Here is a 10,096-nt window from a genome sequence, read left to right as displayed (position 1 = left end):
TGATCTACACCGCCGACGAGGTCGTCGAGGAGTCGAAGCCGTACGACGCGGACGACACGGTGACCGTGGACGCGCGCTCGGTGATGGTGCTGCAGGCCCACAGCTGATTACTTCGGCTGCGCGCTCGCCTCACTCGACGACGTTGTAGAACGACTCGCCGTCCTCGGGCGTTCCGTCGATCTGGCCCCGTTCGCGGCCATGCTGTTCGGGGTCGATGCGGTCGAGTTCGTCGTCGGGTTCCGACACGGTGTCCCGGTCCGCCGGGTCGTCGGCGTCGCGCGGGTCGATGTCGTCGGGTGTCACTTCCGGCTCCTCGTCGGCGAGACGTGCGTCGAGCGTCTCGTCCTCGGCTGCGTCGATCCACCGCTCCGGTGGGTCGACGACCTCGTCGCCGTCGTCGTTGCGAATCTCGTCGGAGTCGAGCGCCTCTTCGGGCGTCAACGGGTTGTCGTCGGAGACGTCACGTGCCATACATCCCATGTTGCCCGACATCCGACTGGCCGAACAGGGGGTCTCCACATTGACCGCCACGAGATTGGTGCGACCCGGACGGCGGCGTTCGAGAAAGCGCATCGTGATGGTTGCTGACGGCGGGGACTTCGAAGAGCCCCCGGGAGCCTTGTCGGCGAGGAACGTGTCGCCCGCCGAGGGGTCGGAGCGGAGTGGCCGACAGCCCGGTCGGTGGTTCGGCATGCGCCGCCGAACGTAATTTGCTCAGCCGAAAATGTTGCCCATACCAGGGAGTATGGTACGGTTGACCAGCTGAAGCAGCCGTGGTCGTGTTCGGCACCGAGGGGTGCCGCCGGCCGGGCGGGCTGGAAGTAGAAGCCGAAGAGCGGCGGTGACTACCGGCGGCCACGGTTGCATCAGCACCCTTCTGAGACGGAAATCATTACCGTCGGTAACTTTCACAGGTGTCAAGTTGCTGGTAGTCGTAAGCTGCCGTCCATGAAGCCGCCGCGCGCAGCCACCCGCCGGCTTTCGGTCGACGACTGGATCCAGGCGGGTTTCGCACTGCTCGCCGACGGCGGCCCGCACGCGTTGCGCGTCGACCGGCTCTGCGAACGCCTCGGCGTCACCAAAGGCAGCTTCTATTGGCACTTCTCCGATCTGCACGCCTATCGGACCGCGCTCCTCGAGGCCTGGGGCAGTCTGCAGGACTTGGACCGCCAGCGTTTCGAGAACATGCCGGGTGCTGAACCGCGCCAACGCCTGCAGGCCATGATGCAAGCGTTGATGAGCCCCCAGTTGTACGCGTTGGAACGCGCCATGAGGGTGTGGTCGCTGAGCGACGAAACCGTCGCCGAGGGCGTGCGAAGAAGCGACATGCAAGTGCTGGGCGCCGTGCACCAGGTATTCATCGAAGCCGGCTTCGATGAACAGGACGCACTGGTCCGAGCGGTCACTTTCTTCGCAGCCGGAATGGGGTTTCTGCACGGCTTCGACATCGAACGGCCGTCCGACGGCGAGGACCTCTTCTTGGATTTCATGTTGCGGCCCTAGTCGGACGGCTTCAGGCCGGTCTTGGCGTCGAGGTACTGCAGCAGGTCGTGGGCGGCCAGTTCGATGTCCTTGTGGCGCCACTCCGACGCACGGTAGACGCAAGCGATCAGGCCCGTTCGGTGGACCCGGCGCAGATCGCCGTAGACGAACGCGTACCTCGCCTTGGTGTGGTCCTTCGCATCCGCGTTGAGACCGAGATGCCAATCCGCATATTCGTCCCACGAGTGCTTCTCCAGGAACGCGTTCTGGGCTTCGGCGCGCGGTTGCACCTGACCCCAGTCGCTGTCGAGCACATATTGGCGGGCATCGATCAGCTTGCGCGCCTTGCTCACGGCGCTTTTGTTCAGGATGTACTTGGCCATCCGGATGAATACCCGCTACGCCACCGCGACCCGCTCGGCGGCCATCACCTCGGCGGCCGCGCGTTCACCCGAGCGCACCGCGCCGTCCACCCACCCGCACATGACGGCTGAGCTCTCTGTCCCGGCCCAGTGGATGCGGCCGCACGGCTCACGCAGCGCGGGCCCGAATTCGGTGAGCACTCCCGGCGGTGCGTGGCTGATCATGCCGCCGCCCGAATAGCGTTCGGTCGTCCAGTTCTGCTCGACGAAGTCGACCGGCGAACGCGCCTTGCCGCCAAAGCGTTTGACGAGTTCACCCAGCACCTGGGCCCGGCGGTCGGCTGCGTCGAGGGCGCACAGGCCACGGGCGGTGGGCCCCTCGATGATCACACACAGCACCCCTGGAGTGCCGGTGTCGGTGCACGCATCGATGGTGACCGAAGCGGGCGTACCGGGGGCCGCCGACTGCCCCGACAGGCCGTCCGCGCGCCAGAACGGCTCGTCGTAGACGATGTTGATCTTGTATACCGCCCCGCTCGGCATGCGCTGGTGTAGGAACGATCGGTCGATAGGAAGCATTGGCTCGTAAAGGATTTGGCTCGCGATCGCGATCGGGACGGATACGATCGCACGTCGCGCTGTCACCGTTGTGTCGTCGGATCGGACGGTCACGCAGTCGTCGTCCTGATCGATGCGCCGCACCGGTTGAGACAGCCGCAGTGAGTCGCCGATCTGCGCGGCCATCGGCCCGTACACCGCACCCATGCCGCCGACGATGCGGGAATCCTGCGATGCGCCCTCTACGCCGAACACGAATTCCGGACCGCCGCCAGACGCCATCTGATGCAGCGCGAAGAGCAGTGAAACCTCTGACGTGTCGCTGGTGTAGGTGCCGCCGATCGCGGTCTCCAGCAGCTCGCGGGCGGCCAGTGAGCGCACATGGTGATCGAGCCACTGCCCGACGGTGATGCGGTCCCATTTGTCCGCCTTCCCGGCGTCCCACGGCGCCTCGAGCGGAATCGTTTTGCACATCTTGGCCAGCTCGAGCATCGCCGTGCCGAGGTTCACCGTCGCGAACGGGTTCAGCGTCCGCGGCACGGTGCCCTTGTAGCGGTACTGCTTGCCGTCGACGACCATCATCGCCTCGCCGTCGGCGTACTGCTTGTAGCTTCCGACGTCGAACTCCTTCATGAGGGCATGAATCCGGTCCTGACCCGGTCCGATCCATGCGCCGCCGCGATCGATCCACGTCCCGTCGGCGCGCAGTTCGGTGAATGTGCGGCCGCCGACCCGGTCTCGGGCTTCCAGCAGCGCCACCGAACGCCCCGCCTGCTTCAGCCGCAACGCGGCCGCGAGGCCGGCGAACCCCGCCCCGATAACACAAAAGTCCACGTCAGCCATGACGTGATGGTCCACCTACCGACCGTTCCGCGCAGCCTTTTGGCAAATTTTACGTGGTCGTCACTCAGCTGACGATGCGCGCGATCGAGCGCAGCGGAATGGGCACCCACGTCGGTCGGTGCCGCGCCTCGTAGGCGGTTTCATATACCGCCTTGTCCAGCTCGTAGGCCGCAAGCAGGGCGCCGGAGTCCCGCGGGTCGGATCCCGACTGCGCGCCGTAGCCCTCGCAGAACGAGGCGCAGTTGCGGTCCACCCACTCCCGGGCGCGGGCCGCCAGCTGCCGAGACCGGTCGTCGTCGGTGCCCTGCTCCATCAGCCGTTGATAGGCGGCGTACTCGAACGAGCGCAGCACGCCCGCGACATCGCGCGCGGGCGAGTCCGGTCGCCTGCGTTCGTCGAGGGGCGCTCCGGGCTCGCCTTCGAAGTCGATCAGCAGCCACCGCTCCGGTGTCCGCAGCACCTGCCCCAGGTGCAGGTCGCCGTGCACGCGCTGCACGGTGATCGTGTCCTCGGCCAGCTTGCGGTAGCGCTCCTCGATGAGCGGAACGTACTGCTCGAGGTCGGGCACCGCCGCGACGGCGGCCACCAACCGCTCCATTACGGCGTCGATCGGGAACTGACTCGTTGTCGTGCCGAGCTCCGCGGCGAGGGTGGCGTGCACCGAGGCGACGGCCTCGCCGAGTCGGTAGGACTCACCCGCGAAGTCGCCGCCGACTTCGTCGGCGTACAGGTCGCCCTCGGCGAACAGATCACGTGTGCTGGCGGTGGCCATGTCCCAACCCTCGGCGGAGTTGGCCGCGAATTCGGTCACCATGCCCAGCGCACTCGAGTCGCCGCCCGACGATGTCTCGTACGATCCGAGCAGCCTCGCCACGTGCGGGTTGCCCGCTCGCGCCAGGACGCGGTTCAGCTCGATGTCCGGGTTCGTGCCCGCGGTGATGCGCCGGAAGATCTTGAAGACGGCCTCTTCCTCGTACACGACGCTGGTGTTGCTCTGTTCGGCACTCGACACCCGCGGTGCGGAGTCGAGAGGCAGCGTGACGTCGGGCTCCTTGCTGAACGTCAGGTCGCCCACGGCCGCCGACGAGTCGATCAACGACAGCAGGTACTTCGCGTCCGCCGGGTTGTACACCGCGTCGTAGGCGGTGCGGCCCTCATCCGCACCAATCGTCGCGATGTCCGCGTACTCCTCGATCGGGCCGGCGTCCCAGCGCACGACCACTTGATAGGTATCCGTCGAGCCGTTCGTGTAGGAGGCATCGAGCAGCACCAGCTCGAGATCGTCGCGGAGCGCCACCACGCTCGCGGGCTCGACCGCGGACAGCGTACGGGTGCGGCCCGCATACCAGCGCTGCTCGGGAAGCCACTCGGACCATGGCAGGTTCGCGGGCCGGCTCATGACTTCTCCTCAGCCGCCTTCAGCTCGAACCAGTAGAACCCGTGGCCCGGCAGGGTCAACAGGTACGGCAACTGGCCGATCGGCGGAAACTCAACGTACCCGGTCATTTCGACGGGGGTGTACCCCGTCCAGTGCTGGAGGTTCAGCTCGATCGGCTGCGGGAATCGCGACAGGTTGTTCACGCACAGCACGACGTCCTGCCTGCCGTCGCGCTCGAGTTCCCGCACGTACGTCAGCACCGACGGGTTGGAACCGCCGAGCTCGCGGAACGACCCGATGGCGAACGCCTCGTGGCGGCGTCGCACGGCCAGCATGGTGCGCGTCCAGTTCAGCAGCGATGCGGAGCTGTCGCGCTGGGCCTCCACGTTCACCGACTGATACCCGTAGATCGGGTCCTGGTTCGGCGGCAGATAGAGCTGGCCGGGATTGGCCTTCGAGAACCCGGCGTTGCGGTCGGGCGTCCACTGCATCGGGGTGCGCACACCGTCGCGGTCGCCGAGCCAGATGATGTCGCCCATGCCGATCTCGTCACCGTAGTAGAGCACCGGCGAGCCGGGCAGCGACAGCAGCAGCGCGGTGAACAACTCAATCTGGTTGCGGTCGTTGTCCAGCAGCGGAGCGAGCCGGCGGCGGATGCCGACGTTCGCCTTCATGCGCGGATCCTTGGCGTACTCGGTGTACATGTAGTCGCGCTCTTCGTCGGTGACCATTTCGAGCGTCAACTCGTCGTGGTTGCGCAGGAAGATGCCCCACTGCGCCATCTCCGGTATCGGCGGCGTATGGGCCAGGATCTCCGAGATCGGAAACCGCGACTCCCGCCGGACCGCCATGAAGATGCGCGGCATCAGCGGAAAGTGAAACGCCATATGGCATTCGTCGCCGCCGGTGTCGGCATCGCCGAAATACTCGACCACATCGGCGGGCCATTGGTTGGCTTCGGCCAGCAGGACCCGGCCGGGATACTCGTCGTCGATCACCTTGCGGCAGTGCCTGAGGAACTCGTGCGTCTCCGGCAGGTTCTCGCAGTTCGTCTCTTCGCGTTCGAACAGATACGGCACCGCGTCCAACCGGAAGCCGTCGATGCCGAGGTCGAGCCAGAACCGCAGCACGTCGATCATCGCTTCTTGAACGGCCGGGTTGTCGTAATTCAGGTCGGGCTGATGGGAGAAGAACCGGTGCCAGTAGAACTGCTTGCGCACCGGATCGAACGTCCAGTTCGATTCCTCGGTGTCGACGAAGATGACTCGGGCATCGGCGTACTTCTGGCTGGTGTCGCTCCACACGTAGTAGTCGCCGTACGGACCGTCCGGGTTGCGGCGTGACTCCTGGAACCACTCGTGTGAATCAGAGGTGTGGTTCATCACGAGGTCGGTGATGACGCGGATGCCCCGGCGGTGAGCGGCATCCAGCAGTGCGACGAAGTCTTCGACCGTCCCGAACTCGGGCAGCACCTTGTAGAAGTCGCGGATGTCGTAGCCGCCGTCGCGCAGCGGCGAGTCGTAGAACGGGGGCAGCCAAAGACAGTCGACACCAAGCCATTTCAGGTAATCGAGCTTGTCGATGAGACCGCGCAGATCGCCCGAACCGTCGGCGCTGCCGTCGTAGAACGCGCGCACCAGAACCTCGTAGAACACCGCACGCTTGAACCAGGTGCGGTCCTCGGGAAGGACAGCGGCATGGCCGAAGTCGTCGGCGGTCGGATGTTCGACCACGCCGTGTTCGACGTGGCTGCCCTGCGTGGGGTCGTGTTCGACGATTTCGCCGACGCGGTTTCGCGCATCGAGTGGAGCATCCATTGACCTTCAAACCTACCCACCCGCGGTGGAGTTGAATCCGCTCAGCGTGTCGCAATGGCATTGGGCAAAGAAGTGCCTTGCGATGGTGTAGAGGAACGGTTGAAACCGCCGCCGAACCGGGCTAACGTTTGCGCGACCTTTGTTCCCGTTGATGGCGGCATCGGTTTTCATAATTCCTCGACGAATCGAGTGGCCGTGTCAGAGCCGAATGATGGCGAAGCCCCAGTAATCGTTGGTTTGTCCGATGCGGCCATGCACATGTACGCCGCGGCGATCGACGCCCTTCCCGATCCAAGCGATCCGCAGTACCCGGACCGGGCAGGCGTGATCCTCGCGGGTTTGCGCAAACTGCAGGATTCCCTCGCCGACGCCGCCAGCCGCAGCCGGGTGACCCCGTCGGTCATCGTGGCGCTGAGTGGTGTCCGCACCCGCTACGACGATCTGATGGCCACCGCGGCCAACGGGCCGGGTGCCACGCTGGGTCAGCGCCTCTACATCGCCCGCGGCCGGGCCAAGCTCACCACCAAGGAAGCGGCCAACGGTGTCGGCCTGCGCAAAGACTTGATCGAGGCCGTCGAAGCCGAGGAGCCGGTGCTCGAGGACGAGGCTTCGCGAATCAAGGATCTCATCGCCGCCCTCGGCGGCTGACGCCGAAGCACTCCCGACTTCGCTCCCGGCGAGACCATCTTCGCAAGGGGCGATCTCGGTGCCGCGCTCTACCTTCTCGTCGACGGGAAGGTGAAGCTGGGCCGCTGCGCCGACGACGGCCGGGAGAACCTCCTCACCGTGCTGGCGCCGCCGGACATGTTCGGCGAGCTGTCCCTCCTCGATCCGGGACCGCAGCCGTGGACCGCCACCGCGGTCACCGACGCCCGTACGGTGATGGTCAACCGTGCGCAGCTGGACGCCTGGATGATCGATCATCCCGCGATGGGGGACCGCCTGCTGAGGCTGATGGCCCGGCGGTTACGCCACACCACCGACACCCTCGCCGATCTGGCGTTCATCGACGCGCCCGCGCGGGTCGCCAAACAACTGCTCGGTTTGGCGCAGCGATTCGGCATCCCGGAGAACGGCTCGATGCGAGTGACGCACGATCTGACCCAGGAAGAGCTGGCTCACCTCGTTGGTGCGACCAGGGAGACCGTAAACAAGGCGCTGTCGGATTTCCGCAACCGCGGGTGGATCCGCGTCGACGGCAAGAGCGTGCTCATCTCGGATTCCGAACGCCTGGCTCACCGGGCGCAATGACGAGCGCGGCTAGGGCAGGTAGCGGGCGGCGCCGCCGGCGCGGATCATCCGGCCCGCCTTGGCCTGCCGATAGCCGATGACGCCGCCGCCGAAGGTCATCAGCAGGATGCCCGCGACGCCGGGCAGGGCGGCGCCTGCCAGCTGCCCGAGAGTCGGGCTGCGCAGGTAGTCGGTGTATCCACGTGGCGGGGTCTGGCCGGACATCGCCTTGACGGTGCCCGCGGGCGGCTGCCCCAGTTGGCCTGCCGGCCGGACGCCCTCGGCGGTCGAGCCGGATTCTGCGTACGCGGTACCCGCGGCGGCCGAACCGACACCGCGCGCGGGCGTCGCAGCGGCAGGGAACAACGGAAAGCGGGCCGAGGCGGGGGGCGGTGCAGGCGGCGCGACGATGGGCGCCGAAATCACCGGCGCTGCCCCGAACCCGGTCGCTTGATAGTCGCTGCCGCCGCCGCCCGTCACACCGCCGGACGCGTCGAGTACCGGCTCAGGCTCCGGCGCTCCGCCGCGGAATGCTGGAGCCGGCGTCGGCTGGGGTTCCGGCTGCGGCTTCGTGACGCCGAGGAAACGCGCGACGATCTGGTTCGCGTTCCACCAGGCCCCGCCGTCGCGCCGGATCAGAAGGTAATACGGGAAGGGGTAGGAGGCGAAGCTGGCCACCTTCTGCTCCGGTTCCGGCTCCGCCTTGGCGGCGGTGTTGTCGACGGAATCGCCTCCACCGCCCGTTTCGGCGACGGCTGCGGGCGCGATCTCTCCGTAATCGGAGCCGCCGCCGGATTCGACTGTCACTGCACCCTCGGTACCTGAGCCGCTTTCCGTCCCGTCGGAGGTGGCGGCACGCTCGGTGTTGGCCGCTGTCTCGGGTGCGGGTTCGCCCGCGTCGCCGAACGTCGCGACGTTGGGTTCGGTGGCGCTTTGATGTTCTTCGGGGGCGGCCTCGTGGTTCACGCCGTCCTGACCGGCGCCTTCGTTACCGGGGGCGTTGCTCGACTTTTCGTCGCTCTGACTGGGCGCGTAATCGCCCGGGGCTGCGATGGCCACGGCGGCTGAACCGGTGCCGAGCACGAGGAGACCGACCAGCACGCCGGCACACGCCGCGACGCGCAGAGCCGACACCCCCATTACCCCTCATTTCTCGATGAACAACTTGCTGACTAGGCGTTTCCGGTGAGGGAATTCTCGCATACTTCTCGCGACTGATCGGCGGAACGTTTCCTTGTCGGCGTTCGCGCGACGACGGTGACCTGCGACGTTGGAGTATCGTGCCGACGTGGCATCCGCACATCGGCCGTCGGCCGCCGAGGGGGCGCGCACCATTGCCGCCGGCACCAACACGGGCACGCTAGCGACGCTCTCCTCGGCAGGCGAGCCGTGGGCCTCGTTCGTCACCTACGGGCTGCTGAACGGAGCGCCGGTGCTGTGCGTCTCGAACCTGGCCGAGCACGGCCGCAACCTTCTCGCCGATCACCGAGCCAGCATCTCGATTGTGGCGCCCGGCCCGGACCCGGACCCGCAGTCGTGGGGACGGGTGACGCTCGCCGGTTGCGTCGAACGACCCGTCGGCGACGAACTCGCCGCCGCGAAGGACGCGCATCTGGCCGCGGTTCCGGGTGCGCAGAACTACATCGACTTCGGCGACTTCGCCCTGTGGGTGCTACGGGTGCAGCGGGTGCGCTGGTATGGCGGCTACGGCCGGATGGACGTGGTCACGGGCGATGCCTACTCGGCGGCCGCAGCCGACCCGATCGCGCCGCGCTCGGCGGGGACCGCTACGGACTCGATATGATTTACGCTCCGCCACAATCGAATTGACGCAGCGCGCTAAGATCGGCCAGTGACCGAGCGCTCCGAGCTGTGGCAGTCCGCATTCGAACTGATACGCACCCGCGGCTACGAGCATCGCGACGAGCCGTTCAAGCTGGCGAGCGGCCAGCTCAGCCACGACTACATCGACGGCAAGTACGCCGTCGACACCGGCGAGCGACTGACTGTCGTGAGCCGCGCGGTCGCCGCGCTTGCGGCCGACAAGGGCATCGAGTTCGACGCGGTTGGCGGCCTCACCATGGGCGCCGACCCGCTGGCACACGGCGTCGCGATGGTGACCGGCAAGGCGTGGTTCTCGGTGCGCAAGGAGCAGAAGCAGCGCGGACGCGAGCAGTGGGTCGAGGGCACCCGGCTGACGGAGGGCACCCGCGTGCTGCTGGTCGACGATGTCATCAGCACCGGCGGCTCGACCGCGCTGGCATTCGACCGGATCGCCCCGCTCGGCGTCGTCGTCACCGGCGTGATCCCGATGGTCGACCGCGGTGACGTCGCCGCCACGCTGTTCGCCGAGCGCAACGTCCCGTTCGTCGCGCTGGTCACCTACCGCGACCTCAGAATCGAGCCGATCAAGCCGGTGTGAGCGT

At 66.9% G+C, this 10,096-nt stretch carries 9 protein-coding genes and 2 pseudogenes; 5 read left to right on the top strand and 6 right to left on the bottom strand.

Going from position 1 to position 10,096, the window contains the following annotated elements:
- Positions 1-129: 129 nt before the first annotated feature.
- On the bottom strand, positions 130-480 hold the full coding sequence (locus QOC76_RS08470) for a hypothetical protein (protein WP_526356156.1): 351 nt from the start codon (positions 478-480) through the stop codon (positions 130-132).
- Between the two features lie 468 nt (positions 481-948).
- Here QOC76_RS08470 and QOC76_RS08465 point away from each other — a divergent pair, with 468 nt between their 5' ends.
- A complete protein-coding gene (locus QOC76_RS08465) occupies positions 949-1,503 on the top strand; it encodes a TetR/AcrR family transcriptional regulator (RefSeq protein ID WP_526356142.1) in 555 nt (184 codons plus the stop codon).
- Here QOC76_RS08465 and QOC76_RS08460 read toward each other — a convergent pair.
- The 4 genes from QOC76_RS08460 to treS form a co-directional block, all read right to left on the bottom strand.
- Positions 1,500-1,865: a hypothetical protein gene (locus QOC76_RS08460; protein WP_526356140.1), complete on the bottom strand. Its 366-nt coding sequence runs from the start codon at positions 1,863-1,865 to the stop codon at positions 1,500-1,502. The genes QOC76_RS08465 and QOC76_RS08460 overlap by 4 nt on opposite strands.
- A gap of 15 nt (positions 1,866-1,880) precedes the next feature.
- Complete coding sequence (locus QOC76_RS08455; protein WP_526356138.1) at positions 1,881-3,245, bottom strand: flavin monoamine oxidase family protein; 1,365 nt, start codon at positions 3,243-3,245, stop codon at positions 1,881-1,883.
- Between the two features lie 64 nt (positions 3,246-3,309).
- A complete protein-coding gene (locus QOC76_RS08450; protein WP_526356136.1) occupies positions 3,310-4,644 on the bottom strand; it encodes a maltokinase N-terminal cap-like domain-containing protein in 1,335 nt (444 codons plus the stop codon).
- Positions 4,641-6,440 carry a maltose alpha-D-glucosyltransferase gene (treS, locus tag QOC76_RS08445; protein ID WP_526356134.1) on the bottom strand — a complete coding sequence of 600 codons (1,800 nt, stop codon included), beginning with the start codon at positions 6,438-6,440 and terminating at the stop codon, positions 4,641-4,643. The genes QOC76_RS08450 and treS overlap by 4 nt, the downstream gene beginning before the upstream one ends.
- Before the next feature lie 258 nt (positions 6,441-6,698).
- Here treS and QOC76_RS08440 point away from each other — a divergent pair, with 258 nt between their 5' ends.
- The gene (locus tag QOC76_RS08440) at positions 6,699-7,088 is read left to right on the top strand and encodes a hypothetical protein (RefSeq protein WP_526356154.1); all 390 of its coding nucleotides are present in this window, start codon (positions 6,699-6,701) and stop codon (positions 7,086-7,088) included.
- Positions 7,089-7,103: 15 nt separating this feature from the next.
- A pseudogene (locus tag QOC76_RS08435) lies at positions 7,104-7,691 on the top strand (Crp/Fnr family transcriptional regulator); the annotation flags it as partial.
- Between the two features lie 9 nt (positions 7,692-7,700).
- Here QOC76_RS08435 and QOC76_RS08430 read toward each other — a convergent pair.
- Entirely contained in the window at positions 7,701-8,810 is a 1,110-nt protein-coding gene (locus QOC76_RS08430; protein WP_526356132.1) for a hypothetical protein, read from the bottom strand.
- Between the two features lie 130 nt (positions 8,811-8,940).
- Here QOC76_RS08430 and QOC76_RS08425 point away from each other — a divergent pair.
- Positions 8,941-9,453: pseudogene (locus tag QOC76_RS08425) on the top strand (HugZ family pyridoxamine 5'-phosphate oxidase); the annotation flags it as partial.
- A gap of 69 nt (positions 9,454-9,522) precedes the next feature.
- The gene (gene pyrE, locus QOC76_RS08420; RefSeq protein ID WP_526356130.1) at positions 9,523-10,092 is read left to right on the top strand and encodes an orotate phosphoribosyltransferase; all 570 of its coding nucleotides are present in this window, start codon (positions 9,523-9,525) and stop codon (positions 10,090-10,092) included.
- The last annotated feature ends 4 nt before the right edge of the window (positions 10,093-10,096 follow it).

The organism is Mycobacterium sp., from assembly GCF_032159565.1.
Classification (GTDB): Bacteria; Actinomycetota; Actinomycetes; order Mycobacteriales; family Mycobacteriaceae; genus Mycobacterium.
This window is presented reverse-complemented; position numbering and strand designations above follow the sequence as displayed.